This is a genomic window from Ferruginivarius sediminum (assembly GCF_003344765.1).
GTDB classification, from domain to species: Bacteria; Pseudomonadota; Alphaproteobacteria; order Kiloniellales; family Rhodovibrionaceae; genus Ferruginivarius; species Ferruginivarius sediminum.
On record NZ_QPMH01000014.1, the window covers coordinates 67,893 to 87,901 of the forward strand.

At 64.5% G+C, this 20,009-nt stretch carries 24 protein-coding genes; 5 read left to right on the plus strand and 19 right to left on the minus strand.

Features of this window, described 5'->3' with window-relative positions; translation table 11 throughout:
• Positions 1–11 precede the first annotated feature (11 nt).
• The 6 genes from DRB17_RS14170 to DRB17_RS14195 form a co-directional block, all read right to left on the minus strand.
• The gene (locus tag DRB17_RS14170; protein WP_114582875.1) at positions 12–782 is read right to left on the minus strand and encodes a Crp/Fnr family transcriptional regulator; all 771 of its coding nucleotides are present in this window, start codon (positions 780–782) and stop codon (positions 12–14) included.
• A gap of 331 nt (positions 783–1,113) precedes the next feature.
• Positions 1,114–1,308 carry a hypothetical protein gene (locus DRB17_RS14175; RefSeq protein WP_114582876.1) on the minus strand — a complete coding sequence of 65 codons (195 nt, stop codon included), beginning with the start codon at positions 1,306–1,308 and terminating at the stop codon, positions 1,114–1,116.
• Positions 1,308–1,871: a gamma carbonic anhydrase family protein gene (locus tag DRB17_RS14180; RefSeq protein ID WP_114582877.1), complete on the minus strand. Its 564-nt coding sequence runs from the start codon at positions 1,869–1,871 to the stop codon at positions 1,308–1,310. Before DRB17_RS14180 ends, DRB17_RS14175 begins: the two co-directional genes overlap by 1 nt.
• 159 nt (positions 1,872–2,030) lie before the next feature.
• Entirely contained in the window at positions 2,031–2,522 is a 492-nt protein-coding gene (gene rpsI / locus DRB17_RS14185) for a 30S ribosomal protein S9 (RefSeq protein WP_114582878.1), read from the minus strand.
• Positions 2,523–2,526: 4 nt separating this feature from the next.
• Complete coding sequence (gene rplM / locus DRB17_RS14190) at positions 2,527–2,991, minus strand: 50S ribosomal protein L13 (protein ID WP_114582879.1); 465 nt, start codon at positions 2,989–2,991, stop codon at positions 2,527–2,529.
• 185 nt (positions 2,992–3,176) lie between these two features.
• On the minus strand, positions 3,177–3,608 hold the full coding sequence (locus DRB17_RS14195; RefSeq protein ID WP_241503842.1) for a PaaI family thioesterase: 432 nt from the start codon (positions 3,606–3,608) through the stop codon (positions 3,177–3,179).
• Between the two features lie 95 nt (positions 3,609–3,703).
• Here DRB17_RS14195 and DRB17_RS14200 point away from each other — a divergent pair, with 95 nt between their 5' ends.
• From DRB17_RS14200 to DRB17_RS14210, 3 genes are read left to right on the plus strand one after another with little or no spacing between them, the layout of a single operon-like run.
• Positions 3,704–4,510 carry an enoyl-CoA hydratase gene (locus tag DRB17_RS14200; protein WP_114582902.1) on the plus strand — a complete coding sequence of 269 codons (807 nt, stop codon included), beginning with the start codon at positions 3,704–3,706 and terminating at the stop codon, positions 4,508–4,510.
• A complete protein-coding gene (locus tag DRB17_RS14205) occupies positions 4,507–5,037 on the plus strand; it encodes a CoA-binding protein (RefSeq protein ID WP_338322698.1) in 531 nt (176 codons plus the stop codon). Before DRB17_RS14200 ends, DRB17_RS14205 begins: the two co-directional genes overlap by 4 nt.
• 29 nt (positions 5,038–5,066) lie before the next feature.
• Complete coding sequence (locus tag DRB17_RS14210; protein WP_206607902.1) at positions 5,067–6,401, plus strand: O-acetylhomoserine aminocarboxypropyltransferase; 1,335 nt, start codon at positions 5,067–5,069, stop codon at positions 6,399–6,401.
• A 3-nt stretch (positions 6,402–6,404) separates the two neighbouring features.
• Here the strand turns inward: DRB17_RS14210 and DRB17_RS14215 are convergent, their stop codons facing one another.
• Complete coding sequence (locus DRB17_RS14215; protein ID WP_161958831.1) at positions 6,405–7,613, minus strand: MFS transporter; 1,209 nt, start codon at positions 7,611–7,613, stop codon at positions 6,405–6,407.
• A gap of 117 nt (positions 7,614–7,730) precedes the next feature.
• Positions 7,731–8,075 (minus strand): divalent-cation tolerance protein CutA, encoded by a 345-nt coding sequence (gene cutA / locus DRB17_RS14220; protein WP_114582882.1) that lies wholly within the window; start codon positions 8,073–8,075, stop codon positions 7,731–7,733.
• 174 nt (positions 8,076–8,249) lie between these two features.
• Here cutA and DRB17_RS20735 point away from each other — a divergent pair, with 174 nt between their 5' ends.
• A complete protein-coding gene (locus DRB17_RS20735; RefSeq protein WP_114582905.1) occupies positions 8,250–8,450 on the plus strand; it encodes a hypothetical protein in 201 nt (66 codons plus the stop codon).
• A 478-nt stretch (positions 8,451–8,928) separates the two neighbouring features.
• Here DRB17_RS20735 and DRB17_RS14230 read toward each other — a convergent pair whose 3' ends face one another.
• The 5 genes from DRB17_RS14230 to DRB17_RS20490 all read right to left on the minus strand — a co-directional run bounded on the left by DRB17_RS14230 (position 8,929) and on the right by DRB17_RS20490 (position 13,814).
• Positions 8,929–10,032 (minus strand): relaxase/mobilization nuclease domain-containing protein, encoded by a 1,104-nt coding sequence (locus tag DRB17_RS14230; protein ID WP_161958832.1) that lies wholly within the window; start codon positions 10,030–10,032, stop codon positions 8,929–8,931.
• Positions 10,033–10,977: 945 nt separating this feature from the next.
• Positions 10,978–11,325, minus strand: a complete 348-nt coding sequence (locus DRB17_RS14235) for a hypothetical protein (protein WP_114582883.1) — start codon at positions 11,323–11,325, stop codon at positions 10,978–10,980.
• A gap of 557 nt (positions 11,326–11,882) precedes the next feature.
• Positions 11,883–12,611, minus strand: coding sequence for a pentapeptide repeat-containing protein (locus DRB17_RS14240; protein ID WP_114582884.1), 729 nt, complete (start codon positions 12,609–12,611; stop codon positions 11,883–11,885).
• Between the two features lie 309 nt (positions 12,612–12,920).
• Positions 12,921–13,496, minus strand: coding sequence for a site-specific integrase (locus DRB17_RS20485; protein WP_193725740.1), 576 nt, complete (start codon positions 13,494–13,496; stop codon positions 12,921–12,923).
• Positions 13,497–13,586: 90 nt separating this feature from the next.
• Positions 13,587–13,814: a hypothetical protein gene (locus tag DRB17_RS20490; RefSeq protein ID WP_193725741.1), complete on the minus strand. Its 228-nt coding sequence runs from the start codon at positions 13,812–13,814 to the stop codon at positions 13,587–13,589.
• Between the two features lie 3 nt (positions 13,815–13,817).
• Between DRB17_RS20490 and DRB17_RS19985 the strand changes: the two genes are divergently transcribed.
• Complete coding sequence (locus DRB17_RS19985; RefSeq protein WP_147274916.1) at positions 13,818–14,195, plus strand: hypothetical protein; 378 nt, start codon at positions 13,818–13,820, stop codon at positions 14,193–14,195.
• Positions 14,196–14,438: 243 nt separating this feature from the next.
• On the opposite strand, the gene cas2 is transcribed toward DRB17_RS19985, so the two are convergent.
• The 6 genes from cas2 to cas5c are packed head-to-tail and all read right to left on the minus strand — an operon-like array spanning position 14,439 to position 19,996.
• Complete coding sequence (gene cas2 / locus DRB17_RS14250; protein ID WP_114582885.1) at positions 14,439–14,729, minus strand: CRISPR-associated endonuclease Cas2; 291 nt, start codon at positions 14,727–14,729, stop codon at positions 14,439–14,441.
• Positions 14,730–14,745: 16 nt separating this feature from the next.
• Positions 14,746–15,777: a type I-C CRISPR-associated endonuclease Cas1c gene (gene cas1c, locus DRB17_RS14255; protein WP_114582886.1), complete on the minus strand. Its 1,032-nt coding sequence runs from the start codon at positions 15,775–15,777 to the stop codon at positions 14,746–14,748.
• Entirely contained in the window at positions 15,774–16,451 is a 678-nt protein-coding gene (cas4, locus tag DRB17_RS14260; protein ID WP_114582887.1) for a CRISPR-associated protein Cas4, read from the minus strand. Before cas4 ends, cas1c begins: the two co-directional genes overlap by 4 nt.
• Before the next feature lie 5 nt (positions 16,452–16,456).
• Positions 16,457–17,344 (minus strand): type I-C CRISPR-associated protein Cas7/Csd2, encoded by an 888-nt coding sequence (gene cas7c / locus DRB17_RS14265; RefSeq protein ID WP_114582888.1) that lies wholly within the window; start codon positions 17,342–17,344, stop codon positions 16,457–16,459.
• On the minus strand, positions 17,344–19,314 hold the full coding sequence (gene cas8c / locus DRB17_RS14270) for a type I-C CRISPR-associated protein Cas8c/Csd1 (RefSeq protein WP_114582889.1): 1,971 nt from the start codon (positions 19,312–19,314) through the stop codon (positions 17,344–17,346). Before cas8c ends, cas7c begins: the two co-directional genes overlap by 1 nt.
• Positions 19,315–19,327: 13 nt before the next feature.
• A complete protein-coding gene (gene cas5c / locus DRB17_RS14275; protein ID WP_114582890.1) occupies positions 19,328–19,996 on the minus strand; it encodes a type I-C CRISPR-associated protein Cas5c in 669 nt (222 codons plus the stop codon).
• Positions 19,997–20,009 lie beyond the last annotated feature (13 nt).

Here is a 20,009-nt window from a genome sequence, read left to right on the forward strand (position 1 = left end):
ACGGCGCGACCTCACACCGTCTCGTCATCCTTTTTCTCCGGCATGCACGGGCTCAAGGCGAAGGGCGACTCATGAAGATAGGTATCGTCGTAGAGGGCCACCCGCTCCAGCCCCGGCAAATCCAGAAGCGTAATTGCTTGCCGGCGCACGGCGATCAGCCCCTGGCGGACCAGGTCTTGCAGCGAGCGATTCACGTGTACCGGGCTGAGGCCGGTCGCTTCCGCCAGAATCGCCTGGGAAACCGGCATGCCAGCCTCGGCTTCGGCCAGCAGGCCCACGCTGCGCAAGCGCCGCCACAACTCCAGCAACAGATGCACAAGCCGCTCGCGGGCCGAACGCTGGCCCAGGCTGGTGACCCGTTCCACCACGACGGCGTGCTCGCGCAGGACCAGCCAGTTGAACACCATGCCAAGCGTGGGTGAGCTTCGCGCGACGTCGACCAGCCGCTGGGGCGAGAACCAAGAGGCAATCACATCGGTAAGGGCCACGACCCCGTGGTCGGCAACCCGGAACGCCGTGCCCTGCCAGCCCAGAACCGAGCCTGGTAGCAGGAAATCGATGACTTGCCGGCGGCCGTTAGGCAGGTCCTTCGTGCTGAGGCCCCAACCGCTCAGCAGCACGCCGATATCGGCGTATTCGCGGCCCTGCGCGATCATGACGTGGCCGCGCTTCGTCAGGGTGGGCTGGGTCTCCAGGGCTGCAAGCAGTTCACGGTCTTCTTGCGAAAGGTCGACCACGGCGGCAAGCCGCCGTGCCAGCAGGCCACCATCCACAAGGTTCATTGCGCTGGCCCTCCCGCGCGGGGTCCATGCCGGAATCGTTTATTGTCGATCGCTTTCTCGGTACACCCTGTTACCGCATCGCGCTGACTCGGCTTTGCCACGTCCGCATTTGCCTCTTCGGGCCCGTCCCGAGGCCGCTGGCCCCACTACCGCCGGTCGCGCGGAGCTTCCCGCTGCCCCGACGCCGTCCAGCTTGCTGACACACATTAATGTAGTGAAAAAATTCTCATGATCAAATGATATAAATCATGCAAACTTATACTCTTAAGAGGGAGGCTAATGTTAATATTCAACATCTTTCCGAGCATCGATCGGTAGTGCTCGGGTTCGTCTAATCGAGGCCGTGTTTTTTGTGCTTGGGATGGCGGCGGTAAGCGTGCTTGTCAGGTTGCCGCTTGTGGCCGAGCCTTCGGACGAGCGGAACCAGGGGATTGCGCGGCTTGACCCGCCCCTCCTCCGGCGCGCCGTTACGAGAGTTCTTGCCCGGCGTTTCCTTGCGATGCTTGTGGCGCTTGCGCCCGTGCATCACGCCCCGGCCTTGGTTCCGGTACGGTGCGCCGCGCCCAGCTTCGCGTAGTTGCGCGCGGAATATGGGATGTACTCGATCTCCGAGCTAGTCAGCTCGCGCATCCGCCTTGCCGGGCTGCCGCCCCAGAGTTCGCCCGAGCGGACGCGCTTGCCGGGCGTGACCAGGGCGCCGGCGGCAACCATCGCATTGCCCTCGACAACGGCGCCGTCCATCACCACCGAACGCATGCCGATGAAGCCGCCGCTCTCCACCGTACAGGCGTGCAGCAACGCCATGTGTCCGACGGTGATGTCGTCGCCGATGTGCGTGGGCATGCCGCCGCCCGTCTCGCGGTAATCGCCCGCCGGGTCGTGATTGACGTGGATGATAGTGCCGTCCTGGATGTTCGTGCGCGCACCGATGCGTATGGGATTCACGTCGCCGCGCACCACGCAGCCATACCAGATCGACGACTCCGGCCCGATCTCCACATCCCCGATCACCACCGCCGTCTCGGCGATAAAGGCGTCATCGGCGATTTTCGGCCAGATACCATTGAATGGCAGGATGGTGCCGGACATGGCGGCGGTTTCCCCCGTATGTGGTTGCTCGGATGGAAAGGTTCTTAGCACGCTCCTGGCGCGCGCGGCAAAGGCGAGCGATCCTCCGCAACAAAAAGGCGCCCCGATTGCTCGGGGCGCCCTGGCGGTTCGGCGTTGCCGCCGTATGCCGGTAGCGGTTTACCGCTTGGAGAACTGGAAGCTGCGGCGGGCCTTGCGGCGGCCGTACTTCTTGCGCTCCACCACGCGCGGGTCGCGGGTGAGGAAGCCGCCTTCCTTCAGCACCGGACGCAGCGCCGGCTCGAACCGGCTCAGCGCGCGGGAGATGCCGTGGCGCACCGCGCCGGCCTGACCCGAGAGGCCGCCGCCGGTCACGGTGACATAGGCGTCGAACTGGCCGTCACGGTTGGCCGCCGCGAAGGGCTGGTTGACGATCATGCGCAGCACCGGGCGCACGAAGTAACCTGCCAGTTCCTTGCCGTTTACCTGCACCTTGCCGGTGCCAGGCTTGATCCAGACGCGGGCGATGGCGTCCTTGCGCTTGCCGGTGGCGTAAGCGCGGCCGAAGCTGTCGATCTGCGGCTCGCGCACCTGCTCCTCGGCCGGCGCCTGCGTGCCGGCGGCCTCGCCCAGCTCGGAGAGGTCGGTCAGCGTCTGTTCGTCCTGCGCCATGGCTTCAAGCGCTCCTGCGGTTCTTCGGGTTCATCGCGCCGATGTCCAGCGCCTCGGGCTGCTGGGCCTCGTGTTTATGGTCCGCGCCGGCGTAGACGCGCAGGTTCTTCAGCTGCTGACGGCCCAGCGGACCCTTTGGCAGCATGCGCTCCACCGCCTTGTAGACCACCCGCTCCGGGTGACGGCCGGAGAGAATCTGCTCGGCCGTGCGGTCCTTGATGCCGCCGGGGTGCCCGGTGTGCCAGTAGTAGACCTTGTCCGAGCGCTTGTTGCCGGTCATCCGGATCTTGTCGGCGTTGACCACGATGACGTTGTCGCCGCAATCCATGTGGGGCGTGAAGGTCGGCTTGTTCTTGCCGCGCAGGATAGTCGCCACCTGCGCCGCCAGACGACCCAGCACCACGTCCTCGGCATCGACCACGAGCCATTTCTTCTCGATGTCGGCCGGCTTCGCGGAATAGGTTTTCATTGTCGAACCGTCCGGTGCTTAAAGCGTGTGTTCCAAACCGCCCGCGCCGGGGCGCGGACGAAAAACAGGGGACGGCGCGCGCCATCCCCGTTGCCGAGCGCGGTTCTAGTCCATCGCCCGTAGGCTGTCAACACCACTTATCCCGAAAAATGCAGCGCTTGTAGGATGTTAGAAGCGCGGTATTATTATACCCCACGATCTTCGGGGATCGCATAGGTGCCGGTCACATGGGCTACCGGACCGTCCGCCTCCCGGCCCTCGGAATAGAGGAAGACCTCTCCATAGGCCAGGCGACGGCCGACCTTGATCATGCGGCAGTCGGCGATGATGTCCCCCGGCCGGGGCTTGCGCAGGAAGTTGATGGAAAGCTGGCTGGTGACCGCGAGCTCCACCCGCCCGATGGACGACAGCACGGCGACGTAGAGGGAATAGTCGGCCAGCCCCATCATCGCCGGCCCACTGACGGTTCCGCCAGGGCGCAGGTTCTCTTCCTTGTGCGGCATGTGCACGCGGCAGTGCCCATTGCCGATCTCCTCGACGGCCACGCCCATCCAGATGGCCCACGGCAGCTCGCGCTGCGTCAGCTCCGCCACTTCTTCCTTGGTAATCCGACTCACGCATTCCTCCCCTCGCGGTCGCGGCCCCGTGCTGCTACCCATTGCGTCGGGGCGCCCGAAGTCCTTACATGTACAGCTACCATGAGGAGGTAGCCATGTCCGTCGAGACCGTCGCGGCCGAGCAATCCGAAGACCTGGTCCTGCGCGAAGACAGTGAAGGCATCGCGCGGCTGACCCTGAACCGGCCGAAGCAGTACAACGCCCTGTCGCTTGCCATGATGCAGGCCGTACGGCGCGAATTGGAGCGTATCGGGGAAGACGCCTCGATCAAGGCCGTTATTATCGAGGGTGCCGGCCGCGGCTTCTGCGCCGGCCACGACCTCCGCGAACTGCGCGGCGAGGTCAGCCGCGACTTCTACAAACAGGTCTTCGACACCTGCTGCGCCATGATGATGGCGGTGACCAACCTGCCGCAGCCGGTGATCGCAAAGGTTCACGGGATCGCTACCGCCGCCGGTTGCCAGCTCGTCGCCACCTGCGACCTGGCCGTGACGGAGGAGACGGCGCGATTCGCCACGCCCGGCGTCAACATCGGCCTGTTCTGCTCCACCCCGATGGTCGCGCTGTCGCGCAACGTGCCGCGCAAGCGGGCCATGCAGATGCTGCTGACGGGCGAGATGATCGAGGCGCCGACGGCCGCCGAGTGGGGCCTCGTCAACAAGGCCGTGCCCGAAGACGAGCTGGAGGACGCCGTCATGGGCTTTGCCCGCGCGGTGGCCAGCAAGTCGCCGCACGTGCTCAAGATCGGCAAGCGCGCGTTCTATGAACAGCTCGACGTCGGGCTGTCCGAGGCCTATCGCCAGACAAGCGAGGTGATGACCGAGAACATGCTGGCCCGCGACGCCGCCGAGGGCATCGACGCCTTCCTGGAGAAGCGCGAGCCGACATGGCAGGGAGCATGACCGCCATGCCCGAGGCCGCCGCCGAGACGAGGCACGACGATTATCCCAATGCCTACCTGCTGGGCATCCTGAACGGCGTGCGCACCATCGCCATGGTCGGTGCGTCGCCGAACTGGAATCGGCCCAGCTACTTCGCGATGAAGTACCTGCAGGCGAAGGGGTATCGCGTGATTCCGGTAAACCCCCGCGCCGCCGGCACGGAGATCCTGGGCGAGCCCTGCTATGCCTCGTTGAAGGATATCCCCGATCGCTTTGACATGGTGGACATCTTCCGCGCTTCCGACGCGGCCGGTGGGATCGTCGACGAGGCGATCGGGATCGCCGGGGACAAAGGTATCCGGGTCATTTGGATGCAGCTTGGCGTGCGCGACGACGCCGCGGCGCGGCGTGCCGAAGACGCGGGCCTGCAGGTGGTGATGAACCGCTGCCCGAAGATCGAGTTCGGCCGCCTGAACGCCGAGCTGTCGTGGGGCGGCTTCAATTCCAAGGTGATTTCGTCCAAGCGGCGGCGGGTCAGCCTGTCGTAAGCCGCACCGGCGCTGAGGGAGACAAGGCTATGGCGCGAAAGCACGTGCCCGAGGAGCCCTCGGGCGGCTTCGGCTTCGAGACGCGGATGATACACGCCGGCGCGCAGCCAGAGCCGGTGACGGGCGCCCGCAACACGCCGATCTACCAGACGACCTCCTACGTCTTCCATGACACCGACCACGCGGCCTCGCTGTTCAACCTGCAAACCTTCGGCTTCATTTACTCCCGCCTGACCAACCCGACCGTGGCGGCGCTGGAAGAGCGCGTAGCCAACCTAGAGGGCGGGCGCGGCGCCACCTGCTGCGCCTCCGGTCACTCCGCACAGATCCTGGCCTTGTTCCCGCTGATGGAGCCTGGCGACGAGGTGGTCGCCTCGACACGGCTCTACGGTGGCTCGATCACGCAGTTCGGCAAGACCTTCAAGAAGTTCGGCTGGCAGGCAATCTTCGCGGACTTCGACGATCCGGAGAACGTGCGCAAGGCGATCACGCCGAAGTGCAAGGCGATCTTCTGCGAAAGCCTGGCAAATCCAGGTGGGGTGATCTCGGACATCGAGGCGCTGGCGGAAATCGCGGACGAGGCGGGCGTTCCGCTGATCGTCGATAACACTTTGGCCACGCCCTATCTGTGCCGGCCGATCGAGTGGGGCGCGGACATCGTCGTCTACTCGATGACCAAGTTCCTCTCGGGCAACGGCACCTCGGTCGGCGGCGCGGTGGTGGACAGCGGCGCCTTCGACTGGACGCGGAACGACAAGTTCCCCAGCCTCAGCGAGCCGGAGCCGGCGTACCACGGCCTGCGCTTCGTCGAGACCTTTGGCGACATGGCCTACACCATGCACAGCCATGCCGTCGGCCTGCGCGATCTGGGGCCAACGCTGGCGCCGATGAACGCCTTCCTCACCATGAACGGCATCGAGACGCTGGCGCTTCGCATGCAACGCCACTGCGACAACACTCAGCGCGTGGCCGAATGGCTGTCGCAACACCCGATGGTGGACTGGGTGTTCTATGCAGGCCTGCCCGACAATCCGTATAAGGGCCTACAGGAGAAGTACCTGCCGAAGGGCGCCGGCGCGGTGTTCACCTTCGGCGTGAAGGGCGGCTACGAAGCGGGCCTTCGTGTCGTGGAGAGCGTCGACCTGTTCTCTCACCTCGCCAACATCGGCGACGTGCGCTCGCTGATCCTGCACCCGGCATCGACCACGCACCGTCAGCTCACCGACGAGCAGCGCCAAGCCGCCGGCGCCGGGGACGAGGTGGTGCGCGTCTCCATCGGGCTGGAAACGGTGGACGACTTGATCGCGGACCTGGATCAGGCGCTGCACAAAGCCGCAGGCGAAGTCGACCGGGCGGCGGAGTAGCCGCTACTCCGCCGGCTGTACACTCTCTTGCGGCGCGCTGCCGCGCAGTCCGCCGGGCAGGATCGCGGCGGCCAGGGCAGCGATCCCCGCGCAGAGCGCCAGGAAGAGGAAGAGCCAGACGAACTCGCCCGTCCGGCCCTGGATGAAGCCGACGATCTGCATCGCCACCGGAGCGGCCCCGAAGGCCAGCACGAACTTCACGCCGAACGCGAGGCTGCGGTGCCGGTCCGGGGTGTAGCGCGCCAGCATCATGTTCTCCGCCGGCAGCGCGCCGGTGGACAGCAACACCGTCACCATCGCCACCACGATCAGTGGCACGCCCCCCAGCGCCGCCAGCAGCGCCAGGATCGGCACCTGCAGCAGGAATGCGCCAAGGTAGACCGCTTTCAGCGGCAGGCGGTCGGCCATGTGCCCACCCAGCACCTGCATCACGCCGCCGACGGTGTAGACGGCGGCGACAATAGCGCCGATGCCGAACGCCCCCTCGCCCGCCAGATCGCGCAGGCGCAGGTCGAAAACCTTGGGCAGCGCCGCCTGCGTCGCCTGGAACACCAAGCCCATCATGAACATCGTCACCAGCAGGATCGTGAACGCGCGAAGCATGTCGCCGCGTCCATGCGCTTCTTCCGACGCCTTCTCGACGCGCGGTTCCTCGATCCAGCCCAGAAGACGGCATGCCAGCAGCGCGAGTCCCGTGACCACCGACACGATGCCCGGCACGATAAAGGCGGCGCGCCACGACGCGAGGTCGATCAGCGTTCCCGCGACGATGCCGGCGCCGGCGATGCCCACCGCGCCGAAGATCCCGTTGATGCCCAGCGCCTTGCCCTTGGCGGTCGCGTTCTTCACCACCCAGGGAATACCCACCGGATGGTAGATCGCCGCGAAGACCCCGATGGCAGCCAGTCCCAGCATCATCGCCGTCGGCCCGTCCACCAGCCCGCAGACGATGCCCGCCAGCCCCATGCCCAGGAAAAATACGATCATCATGCCCGTCGTGGACCAGCGGTCACCCAGCCAACCCGCGGGCACCGCGACAAGGCCGATCAGCAGCGCCCCTAGCGTCCAGAGTTCCACCAGCTCGTGATACGGCAAGCCCCAGTCGGCTTCCAGCGCCAGCACGATGACGAAGTAGAATGCGGCGAAAAGATGCATGTAGCCGTGCCCGAGGGCGGAGAAGATCAGGGACAGGCGGGCGGAACGGCGGGACACGGGACTTGCCTCATGCATACGTCGAGAGAATGAAACTCTTTGATGATTGCAGCCGCAACACGCCGCGACAAGTCGCCGCGGCGCATGGCTGGTCTTCGCAAGGCGAGGTGCGCGGCCTTACTGCGCACGCGGACCGTCGAAGGTCGCGCCCTCCGTCTCCGCGTCGATCCAGTCCATGAACTGCGGATTGCCGGCACGCACCGGTATCGCCAGCACGGCGGGGCATTCGTAGGAATGCTGGCGCTTGACGAAGTCGATTACAGTATCCACCAGATCGTCGCGGGTCTTGGCGATCAGAACGGCTTCCGAATCCTCCTGTACCTTCCCTTCCCACCAGAAGATCGGGATCATCTGCGGAAAGACGTTCGCGCAGGCCGCCAGGCGCGCCTCGACCAGAGCGCGGCCGATATCCTTCGCCTCGTCGGCGTTGGCGGCGGTGATGTAGATCAGGCTGTGGCTCATGGGGGCTCCTTCTCGCTTTCGTCCGGTCGGGTGGCATCGGTTGGCCCGGCAGTGTAGCCTGTAGGCGCGAGAGGGTCAGCCGGGGGCGGCGCGATGGAGAACAATCCGGCGGCGGCCAACAGCAATTCCATGCGCAGTGCCGGCGGGCGTCCGACACCGGCGTAGAAGGCCTACCTGCGGCGCGGCCTCGATCAGCCGGGCGGCAAGCTACCGCTGTTCGACGAGAACGGCCAGCGCTACAGCGCGCGCACGATCCGAAGCTGCATCGACCAGGGCTGGGCCACGCCATGGTTCGACAATCCGATCAAGCCCGATTGGCTCGTTTGCAAACTAACCCCTACTGGCCGCGCGCTTTTCGGGCGCGACGGTGGATAGGACCGGGGCGGCGCAAAAAAAAGCCCCGCCGAACAAGTCGGCGGGGCGATCGAGGGTAGGGCTTGAGGGGGAGCGAGCCCGTAACCCGTTGAACTCCTTCAGGTCAGGGACCTAACCTGAACTGCATCCAACGCTTGGGCTCACGACGAAGCGCGACCATCCAATGTCCCGCTCCGTACTGTAATGAGGATATGGTCAACCCGCGTCGCGCGCATTGATTCGCATCAAGTTTTGCTGACGAATATTCACTGCCCGCGTCATTTGTTGTAATTTCTCTCCCGTCATACGGGAAAATGTCCCGTCGAGGGGTGCGAACAGGCTGCTCAACGTATGTTTATGAGGTCGCGCAGGGGCCGACGAAATCAGCCGTCATGCGATCTGCGATCGAGCCACCACCGACAGCAGCCCGCCCTAGACCGAATGACAATCTAGATGCTCTTCCCGAGACATAGGTGACAGTTCCTACCGGACACATGGGTTACACAATTGGGCATTTTCGGGGGGATCCGGAGATGACATGGAAGGAGTGTAGCCCGATGGATGAGCGCGTTCGTTTCGTGGCGAGGTTGCTGGACGGGGAGCAGATGGCGCCGTTGTGCCGGCGGGACAGCGCCGCCTTCTGGTCCTCATGGCCCCGTGCGCGGCGGCGGTCCTGCCGTTCATGGCGCTTGCGGATGAGATAGGCCGTGCCGGTGACGCGGCCGAGAAAAGGCCGCCAGCCCTGTCGGGCGATGGGCGCCCCGATTCTGCCGGATGCGGCCGTCTCGTCCTGAAAGGCGCACACGTCCTTGCTGCGCACGCGTGCACCGTCCCGCGACGCGGAAATCAGTTTGGGCAAGGCGTTCATTTCGCCGTCGCGATCGACCAGCACATAGGGACGCTTGCCGGTGGCCAGGATGTAGCCAAGCGCCGCGAGCGCCTGCACGAAGGTCTTCGGGCTGTCGCTGTACTGCCAGGCGGCGGTGATCTCGTCGATGCGCTCTTCCTTGCTTAAGCCGGTGCGGTCCTGCTGGACCTTTTCGTAGAGCGAGAGTTGAGCAGACTCCGGGGGATCGCCCGGCGCGCGTTCATAGCCGGTGGGCAGACACAGGCCGTGATCCCGGGCGAATTCCCGCGTCACCGTCATGAGCGCCTCGCGGTCGAAGGCGAGGTACACGGCCTTGCGCTGCCGGACAACGTTACGCGACCAAATCACATGGCAATGCGCGCGGCCATGCTTGACGTGAATGACGACGGCGCGCGGCTGGCCGGTCAGGCCAAGCCGGTCCTCCACCCGCGCAATATAGTCCGCGTATTGCGCCCGGGTGAGCGGCTCCTGGGCGGGATCGGGCTTCACGGACAGGCTGTAGAGATATTTGCGGCAGCGCGTGACGGCCTTGGCCACGGTCGCCCATTCGGGGAAGGCGCCGTGCAGGTCGCGGACGCCCGCCACCTCGATGCACTCGTTCTCGTGCGCATTGAGCCGATGGGTGGCGAGTTCCTGACCGGACGCGGCGACGCGGGCGCGGAACTCCGCCTCCCGGCCCTGAGGCGGGCCGAATGAGATGGGTGCCGGCCGTGTCCGCCTTTGCCCGGCGGACACCGGCGACCGGCTTGTGTCTTTGCGGTCCGGCATGGGCCGTCATCCTTTTTGTTGTTGTCATGCCGGTCCCCCCTCACGCCGCATGCGACAGTCGCCACCGCCGCTGCGGGGTCCAGGGGCGTCCCCTGGCCGATGGGTTCCCCAAGGAAGAGCGAAATCTCGCCTTGGGTCGACGCCGGTGCCGAAACACCGGTCGTGGGCCGGGACGCGAAAGTCCCGGCCGCGGGTTGCAAGGGGCTGCGAATTAGCCCTTTGCGCGATGGGTCCGGGGAGAACCGCCATCTCCCCGGTCGCGATGCAACGGCGAAACGTTGCCTTCAGCCGGAAGCGGGTTCCCGTGGGTCCGACGCCGCAACGCGGCGCGGACCTGTTCGCCCACGCGGCGCCGCCGCTGCGGGCGAAAGGGAGCCCCTGACGGCTGAACAATCTCTTGGCAAAAACGGGCCACAAACCCGTTTATGGCTTAGGGATTCCCTAGGGGTGCCAACGGGGTATGGGAAATCCCCCTGCAAGGTGCGCGTGGTAGTATCCACGCACACCTTGCCTTTCATCATCCGACAAAAAGTATACTATTATTTCAGAATAGCACAGACACGATTAAGTTGTCACATTAGCATACTTCGCAGATATATTAGTATCTAAGGATATGCTTAAGTACACGTTATTTATATTTATCCGAATAACATATCTGTATTATGGGGTAACATTTTTTGTGAGTAGGATTATTGTTTTTTATGATTTTCAAGGATGATCATGTGAGGTCGCTACCAACGACAGGCCGCGGCGACATGCACCCATGAGCGCCCGACCGGGGTCCACTGGACAGCGGACGACCCTATAGCTTGGAGGGTCGACGGGGTATGACCCGAAGCGGACCCACTTAGACGGGTATTTAAGTGTATTCCGAATTAGCGAGAATACGTTTCACCAAGTCACCGATCGATATTAATCTGCTTTCATGCCTTCCACCACTGTCGACGCGCATGCCTCTGCGACGGCGGAGCGATATTTTTCGCTCACGCTATCGACCCAGCCAGCCTCGATGACAACCTCGTCGCGCTTATAGCTGTGTTCCTCCTTCAAGAGCGCCCGCTGTTCCGGTTCCTGCTCTGCCTTGGCAACGCAGTTTGGCGTAAGTGCTTGGACGATGGCTGCCTCCGCACTTGCGGCCTCCATCCTTTCGAGCGTACCGCCCATTACCCAGCCACCCCAGGCGAAACCGATCACGATTGTGGCGATCGCACCGCCGATCGCGCCCCATATTGCGGGCTTTACCCATTCAGGGACCGTCATTGCGACATCTCCCACTTTCAGTTTTGAGGCCTTATCCGGGACTTGCCATATGAAGCTTTCCCGGTTGCCTGAAGATGGCCCCGACTCGGGCAAGCTGCAACGCCGCCGCGTTCTGCAGCCGCCCTTTGTGACCAGTCTATCTGATAAGTCGTGGCCTGCCCCCCTTAACCGGATCGAGTTTGAGAGTTAGGAGGTCATTATCGAGCGTTTGCCCGGTTGCATATGAGACAACATGGCGGCTGTTGGCCCATCCCGGTCTGGTAGCCTCCTGCTAATCGAACACCGGCCCCGCCGCTTCCGACGGGGATAGGCGGCTCGTGACCCGAAGCAGCTGTCGATCGCAGTGGTTGGGTAGCCGCCTGTACGGGGCTGATCGGCAGTGAAGCGCGACACCGCCCCGAGCAGCACCTCAGTGGTCATTCTCCTGACGCTGGTGCTCATTCAGGGATCGCCCAATGGCTCTCGCCTGCATTTCCGCCTTTTCCACCGCGGCCTAAGGTTGTGCACCGCGTAGGACGGCAGCCGTCGTCAGGTCGATTGCGCCGGCGGGAGAACTCCTACTGAGTGCTCGGCGACTTCCTCAAGCATTCTCCGACCGAGCCTTGCGCGCACACCCTGCCGGTCGTCCAGATGGCACCTGAAAGATCCGCGCCCGGTTGCCACGCGCCACCATCGAAGTTTGCCCCTTGAATGTTTGCGCCTTCGAAATTGGCACCCACGAGATCCGCCTCAACGAAGGTCGCGTTGCGCAGATCGGCGCCACGCAGATCGACCTTACGCAGTCGTGCCCCCTCGAACGTGGCGCTGCGGGCATCTGCATAGCGCAAATCGGCCCGGTCCAGTACCGAGTCCGGGAAATTTGCGCGCGATAATGTGGTTGAGGCCAGATCGGCTCGTTCCAACTGGGCGCCAGCGAGGTCGGCGTCGCTAAGGTCGGCCTTTTTCAGGGTCGCTGCGGTCAGGTCCGCCCCTTGCAGATCGGCTTCTGTCAGCTTCGCTCCGGTGAGATCGGCCCTTCGCAAATCTGCAGCCGAAAGGTCGGCGTGCGACAGATCTGCGCCGGCAAGATCGGCTCCGGCACACGCCGCATAAGCCTTGATCTCGCATGGCGCATCGGCGCTAGCGGACCTCACTAAGGCCGAACAGGTGAAGATCACAGCGACCGCGACAATTACGCCCAGCACAGCGATACCGGAAGGGTCGATACAACGAGCGCGCACAGCTGACCCAGTTGCAGCCTCTGGCTGCAACGGGTGTGCATTAGATTTGACAATTGAGCGGAACATTAGTGTTTGCTCACCTTTCGTAGAAAATGGCGAAGCGGAGCCCGTGACGGGCACCGAGTCCCGAACTTCTCTGTTGACTCTATTCGGGGCAGATGGGGTTCGTTGGAACCCCTTCGAAGAGATTTCCAAGTAGTTGTCACAGTTTGTCAGTCAATTTGGTCGCGGGTTGTCGGCTCTTGGCCCATCCCTGCCTACTCGCCTAAGCGAAGAGAGGTCCGCTGGGCATCGCAATCCTGACATCGATCGCAGCCTTGGCGGGCGCGGTGTGGCTTGACGGTGCCGTCCATAACACTGGCTCGGTGATAGCGCTCATGAACGCTGCGGCGCGCCCTCGTGTGAACTGTGACCGTCGCCCGTGCCCTGCTCCTTCGCCGGCCGCGGGCGCTCGCGCCGCACGTTGATCGCGGCGGTATCTAGCGCCGTCTTGATGTGCGCGGCGTAGTGTTTTTCGATCATCTCGACGGATGTGCGGCAGTTCTTGGCGATCTGGTAAATGTCCGCGCCTTCCATGAGCCGGAAACAGATATAGGTGTGCCGCAGGCTGTAGGCCGTGCGCCGGTTGCCATCCCGATCGAACTTCAGCTTCTCTTCGGCCAGGACGTTGTTGAACATCTTGATGTGGTTGCCGGGGAAGACGGGATCGGTCGGCTCCGGATAGACCGCCGGCGCATCCTCGTCGGCGCCGTCTTCGCGGGGTTTCGGGCGATCGCGCAGCCGCTCGTAGGGCCGCACCGCGCCCGGCGTGCTCATGCAGTAGCCGACGCCGCGCTTGCCGCGAACCTCGATCTCCAGGACATTCTCGCCGCTCCAGTCGTCGGTGACGATCTCCACGTCCCGGTGCTCAAGGTTCTTCGCCTCGTCCGGCCGCAGGCCGGTGTTGGCCATGAACAGCACGTAATCGTGAAGCTGCTCGGCGTGCCACTTGTAGGCCGGATGTTTCGGCTTCCGCGCCCGCTTGCGGGTGGCGGTATAGAGCTACTTGTACTCTTTCTGGCTGAACCAGGCCCGGTGCGAGACCTTGGCCGCCGTATTGTAGGGCGGCGACAGGTCAGGCAGCGCCGACAGCCAGCCATGGCGCATCGCCGTTTTGAGCACCTGCCGCAGCGTGACAATCTCGTCATGGAGCGTGCTGCGTGAGGGCGGCTTGCCCGTGTGCGGGCGGTTGCTCTTCGAATGCGGGTTGGGCTCTTCGGCCGGGCTCATCCGGTGCATCCGGTATTCCTGCACCGTGCCGCCGGTGATCTGCGAGACGCCGAGATTGCCGAAGAACGGGATCAGGTGCAGGCGCAGCCGCGCCTTGTGGCCCTCGACCCACCGCAGGCTGCGCTGGCCTTCAGTGATAATCTCGTACTCGCGCTCGAAGGCGGCGGCCGCCTGTTTGAAGGTCGTCTCGCTGACCAGTTCGCCCTGGCGGTTCCTGTCGCGCAGGGTCAGATACCAGTCCTCGGCGAATTCCTTCGCGAGCTGGAGGCTTTCCTGCTTGGTGCTGGTGCGGCGGTTGCGCCCGGCGAGATAGGTCGAGATACGTCAATGTGCCGGCTTCGAGTGTGCCCAGCATGTGCCCACAACGCAAAAAGGGCTTAGCCGTGTTTGGCTAAGCCCTTGATAATGCTGGTTGCGGGGGCCTGCAACCACCGACGGTTTATTTGGACCGTCGAAGTGTGATCCGTCCATCAGGCCTGTCCTTAATACCTGTACTCATCCAGCATGGCAGACAAGCCCTAGCAAACCTTTGGAAACGCGTGTTCGCTGGGGCGAATTGAACTGGTTATTCCTGTGAATCGAGAATCCCCGGAGTTGCCGCAGGCCATAGCATATGATGCATCCCTAGAGAATCAGCGGCCCGTCCAGGTCGAGCGGTGTGCGGCTGCCGTGGTGTTCGATCTTCTCGCGGCCGCGCGCGCCCAGAAAATAGAAACGCAGGCTGTCCTTCTCGGCGTTCATCGTGTCCATCAGGCTCTGGCGCAGCGCCGTCCACTGCGCCGGCGTCAACTCGCACTCGAACACCGAGAACTGCACCCGCGTGCCGTGGTTCTGGCACAGCCGGGCGATCCGGCGCAGGCGCTTGCGCCCGGCGCCGTCCTGGGTATTGACGTCATAGCTGACCAGCACGAGCATCGCCGTCCCCCGCCGCCTACCGCCACAGCACCGGCGGATAGCCGTCCAGGTCGCCGCGCAGGTGCCGCGCGAGCAGCAGGGCCTGGGTGTGCCACAGCAGACCTATCGGCATTTTCTCGTTCAGGAAGGGATGGGTGACGACGTCCTGCTTGCGCTCCTGCCAGGCGGTCAGGACCTGACGCCGGGTGTCGTCGTCCATCAGATAGCCGCCAGTGTCCTCCCGCGTGAAACCGCCGGCGGTCACCTGTCCCCGGTTGATCAGCGACAGGACAAGACGGTCGACAAGCCAGGGCCGGAACTCCTCCATCATGTCCAGCGCCAGGCTGGCCCGGCCCGGCCGGTCGCGGTGCAGATAGCCGACATAGGGGTCGAGCCCGGCGGTCTCCAACGCCGAGCGGATGTCGTGCGCCAGCACGGTGTACAGGAACGACAGCAGGCAGTTCACCCGGTCCAGGGGCGGCCTGCGGGTGCGGCCGTCGAAGACGAAGCCGTCGCCGCCGCGCGTCACCAGCGCCTGGAAGTCGCGCCAGTATGTCATGGCGCCCTCGCCCTCGACACCGCGCACGGCGTCGAGGTCCGCCGCCGTCTCGACCCGGCCGATCAGGCCCGCCAGCCGGTCCGCCCCGGCGGCGAGCGCGGTCTTGCGTTCGCCCTCGCCGGCCTCGCGCTGACCCCGCTGATAGACGATGCGGGCGTTGTGCAGCTTGGCCAGCACGAACACCCGCGCCAGCGCGGCGCTTTGTCCGGGGTCGTCGGCCCAGCGGTACTGCATGCGGCGCAGCAGGACGTTGCCGCTGGTCGGCCCTTGGATGCGCGCCAGGAAGCGGCCGTTCTCGCTCAAATGGGTGACGGTGACGCCGTTCTCGGCGCAGTGCGCCAGCAGGTAGGGGCTGTAGGACACCTGGCCGAAACACACGACGCCGTCCAGCGCCAGGATGGGGATACGGGTCTTGTTCTCGCCCTCCACCCGCACCTGTACGCATTCGCCGTCCTTGGCGAGATAGGTGCCCGGCGTGGTGACGAACAGCGTGTTGAGATGCCGCTTCAAGCCTCGCTCTCCCCCGCGTCCGCGGCCAGCCGGCGGCGCAGGTAGGCGGCGACCCGGCCGCCGCCCGCGCCAAGCTGGTCCGGCCGACAGCGCGGCTTCAGCGAGCATTTCGGACAGGCGGGGCACGGCACCGGCTGCGGCGTGCGGCCCGAGGCCAGCAGCTCGCGGACCTCGGCGGCCACCTGCCGGGTGCGCTCGCGCAGGGCGTCGTCGAAGGCGACGTCGATGCGGCGCCGCTGCTGGCCGTAGAACAGCGCCCCGGCCGCCACCGTCACGCCGAGCATCTCCTCCAGGCACAGCGCCTGGGCGCAGAGTTGGACCCTGTCGCCGTCATGCCGCTTCGGCCGGCCCCGCTTGTGCTCGACCGGGAAGACAGTGTCGGCCGCGCCCTTGCGGCGGTGGAACTCCACCACGTCCGCGCGGCCGATCACACCCAGCGCGAAGGAGCGGACAGTCAGCCCGGTCGCCCGGCGGACGACGTCGCGGCGCCGGCTGGCGGGCTGGTCCACGCGGGCGTGCTGGATGCGGCCGTCGGCGGTCTCCGCGCTCTCCTCCCACTGCTGCTCGGTGTGGATCAGGGCGACCTGGCGCGGGCAGACGACGTAGTGCTGCAAGGCCGACAGCGGGATCAGTTCTGCCTCGTCCCGCAGCGAATCGTCCGCCGCGCCGGCCATGACGGTTACGCCTCGAACGGCCGCAGGACCTCGACGCCCGCCGGCAGGTCCTCTTTATTCACGGCGATGACGTAGTCCTCGAAGTGGCGCGGTGCGTCCTTGGGCTCGTTACCATTCTCATCCTTTTGTCGATCCGCCGTCACACGGTCCAGCAGCTTGTGCGCCGGTGCCTTACCCAGCTTGCTGTCGTGCTTGAAGACGATCAGGTCGCGCGCGGCCATCTTGCCGCGGGCGGCGGAGCGGTCGTGGTCGAACATCTGCGCCAGCGCCGACCAGAACAGCTCCAGGTCGTCCTCGGAGAAGCCGGTCTTTTCCGCCAGCGGCGCGGAGATGAAACCCTCGGCCCGGTAGAGCGCATAGGGCACGATGGACTTGCGGCCCATGGTGCGCTCTTTCTCCAAGTCCTTCTCGTTGGTGACCGCCATGCGGGTGACGCTGATCTCCTGCGGCATGATGGGGTCGACGCTGCGGGCGAAGGCGAACTGGACGGGGCCACGGACCTGGCCGGCGTTGACTTCGGTCGTCATCACGGCGCCGAAGGCGCGGACGTCGTAGAAATTCTCGCACATCCAGTCGGTGACCGCTTTCGCCTTGTCGCCGTCCTTGGGCAGCTTGCTCTTCTCGTGCTTCAGGCCGTTCGCGTCGTAGGCCTTCTGGTGCTGCTGGTTCAGCACCGCCTTCTCGCGCACGTAGATCTCGCGCCCCGCGCCGCCGCCGGCCAACTCGACGAAGTTGCGGACCTTCCGTTTCAGGCAAACGTCGGTGACGAGGCCGTGGTTGGTCTCGAAATCGATGCGCGGCATGTTGCCGGCGTCGGGGTCGCCGTTGGGGTTGCCGTTCTCGACGTCGAAGTAGAACACGAACTCATAGCGATTCTGGATCGGCTCGGACATCAGGCGGTTTCCTCCTCAAGGGCGGGGGTGTTGTCGGGGCCATCCGCCGGCGCAGGTTCTTTGCGGTCGCGCCCAGGGTAAAGCACATTGCGTTGGTGATAGTAGCCGAGAACGAATTTCCCTTGTTCTTCAAGGTTCATGTGAGTGGGTATCGGATTTTTCTCAATATCTATGGGATCTATTATTTCAGAAATTTTCTTATCTATATGAACTGCATAACCTTCTCTATACTGACGGATTTTTGAAATGTGATTTTTGCTATTCTGAATGAGTCGAGTAAATACAGCTTGGGGAGCCATAGAGGCTGTCGTAAAATAGGAATCACGAATAGTGCGTTTGAGCTTCCCCTTGGAACCCTGGCGGCTTCCGTCGGCGGTCATTGCATTATCTGTTTCGCCTATACGATCAATGCCGTGTGCATCCTGCTGCGTCTTTTCCAAGACAGCGAATAGTCGGCCCAATCGGTAGGGTACATCTTTGGTATCTTCGTTCAGTGCCATCGAATTTACCTCCGGGGGAATAGGGCGATTTGAGCGACATGCGTCACGGCGAAGGATCGCCTTGATAAGCGCGACGCGTGGATGGCTCACCGGCTCATAATCGAGACGACTGGCCTTGCCGATTTCCGCGCGGATACGACCTAGCACGCCAGTCAGCAAGGCACGCGGATAACGCTGTTGGGTGAGGACGGCAAAAAGCAGCTTCTCATACAATCGGGAAAGATAGCTATTGGACTCGTTGTCTAAGTCCCTATCGCGCGTCCTCTCCGCCAACAGCCGCCACAACGACGGCATGTCCCGCTCGTTGGCATAGCGGGTTTGGAGTTTCATATCCTCATAGTGCTGCTGGATGCCTGCGAGCAGGTGGTCGAGGGTGGCGACCATCCAGAACCGCACTGTCAGCCGCGCCTGGCTGGGTGCGGCGAGGCCCAGGACGTAGAAGGTCACCGAAGGGTCAAGTTCTTCCAGAACGTCGGCAGGCTTTCGGCCCTCGCGGATGGCTTCCATGATCCTTCCGACCCGGCCGGCGGTGTCGGGGTCCAAGTGGCTATCATCCCTGCGCCCGCTAAGCATGGCGGGCAACGCTTTCTCAAATTTGTAAGTCTCTTTGGACTTATCGTTCTCTTCGGACGCGTCCCTCACCGCCCAGAACACCACACTGGTCTCGCCAAGTCGCAGCTTGCGCGGGCTGTCCCAGCGCAACAGCTCGTTCAACGCAGTGGTGTAGGCGAAGGCCGCGCGCTGCGAGACCGGGGCGTTCAGGCCCTTGCCCGCGACCCCCTGGCCATAGGAACAGAACGCCTCGGCATTGAAGGACACCAGGAAGGCGCCGCTGCTCTGCGCGCCGCGCACGCCCTTGACCGGCGGGTGCAGCATCGCCGCCGGGCCGTCCTCGCCGGTGACAAGGCACTGCCGCTCTTCGGCCTCGTTCTCCTCGGCGAAACGGTCCTGCCAGATCGCTTGCAGGGCCGGACTCTCGTGGATGTAGCCGGGCTGGCCATCCAACCTGAACACCAGATTCGCGCCGGCCATCTCCGGCCAATATTCCAGCGTCTCGGCCTGCGTGGGGTCCCAGGTCTCGAAAAACCTGCGCACCGCAACCGCGCCCGGATCGTCGCTGTCGGCCAGATAGCGCAGGTGCTTGTCCTTGCTGGCCTCGAACGCCTCGCGGTCGCGCGCCGGCTTGTCGCCGCCGGCCCCCAGGACGTACTGCGTCTTGTCGCAAAGGAAGTAGGCGCGGATGCCGGATGTCCGCCCGCCCAGCGGCCGCGGCACCTCCAGGACTCGCGGCTGCCGCTGGCCCTTGTCGTCGGTGTCGCCCAGGGGGATCGGCTGTAAAACTTGCCCCTGTTCGTCCAAAACCAGGACGAAGCCGACACGCTCGCTGGCATAGCCGAACGGCGGTGGCCGGTCGCCGTCCTCCTGCCGCCGGCGGCGGTCGTAGTAGTCGGTGAGGGCCTGCAAGATCATGTGTCGTTCCCCCTCACGCAACCGTTTCGGGGCCGTGGAAGGCCGGCACCTCGATCACGCCGTCGTGCATCACCGCGTTGAAGAAGCGCGGCGTGGCGCCGTTCGCGAAATCCAGATCGTGCAGCATCCAGCCCAGGCGATGCTCCCCCGCCAGCGCCGGGGCCAACTTGGGCAGATCGGCGTCGTCCTCCAGCAGTTCGAAGTGCGCGGGGAACTCGCGCACGCCCATCACCGGCTGCTTGAAGCACTGACCGTTGCGCGCCCGGCGGCGGAACATCTCGGCGTGCTTGCCGGCGTTGTCCTCCGGCCCGGCCTTGTCGGTCATCTCGAAGCGCGCCTCGATCACGTAGTCGACGTCGCGCAGGACGATGGCCGCACGCTGCGCCCGGTGCTCGTCGACGAACAGCGCCGGCGTCTCCCCCGCGTTGATCCGGCGGGCCAGGTCGCGCGGGCTGGGCTTCATACTGACCTCGTTGCGGCGGATGCTTTCGGTCTGGATCGGTTTCAGCACCCGGATGCGCTCCACCGTCCAACGAATGGCCGGCTTCCAGTGAATCGCCTCCAGAATCCCCCGCGCCGCCGAGGGCGTGATGACGTCGTAACTCACACGTTCGGCCGCCATCTCGGGACGGGTAAAGCACGCCTGCTCGCCCCAGATGCGGAGGCGCACGCCTTGCGCCATGTTTTCCCCCTCT